At 30.0% G+C, this 434-nt stretch carries 1 protein-coding gene; it reads left to right on the top strand.

Annotated elements, in window-relative coordinates; genetic code table 11:
- On the top strand, positions 1-356 hold a 356-nt coding region (locus M3189_RS26545; RefSeq protein ID WP_251639794.1), incomplete at its 5' end, for a metal-dependent hydrolase.
- Positions 357-434: the final 78 nt, after the last annotated feature.

Here is a 434-nt window from a genome sequence, read left to right as displayed (position 1 = left end):
GGTTTAAGGTAATTAGTTTTTTTGTGAGATTGATCTTTGGACATCGAACCTTTACGCATTCAATATTATTTATCGCAATCATAGCATTTTTATTGCAAATTATTCAGACGCCTAATTATTATATGGCAGCAACTATAATTGGATTAGTGTCACATGTTATACTAGATATGATAACACCAAAAGGCGTGAAATTATTTTATCCGTTACAGTTTAATGTGAAGACACCGATTCAATTTAAAACAGGTGGACTTGTAGACTTATCTTTAGCTACAGCGTTAATGGTCGGAACAGTTTATGTTTTATTTCAGCCTTTCATCAATGATATAATAAGCAACTGGAATACTAAGTTTTTATAGAAAATAAATTATTAAAGGTTACAAACTCAGCAGGAGGCATAAAATGCTAGATAAAAATCAATTAGCTAAATATAAACA

Source organism: Neobacillus niacini (assembly GCF_023715415.1).
Taxonomy (GTDB): Bacteria; Bacillota; Bacilli; order Bacillales; family Cytobacillaceae; genus Neobacillus; species Neobacillus niacini_C.
This window is presented reverse-complemented; position numbering and strand designations above follow the sequence as displayed.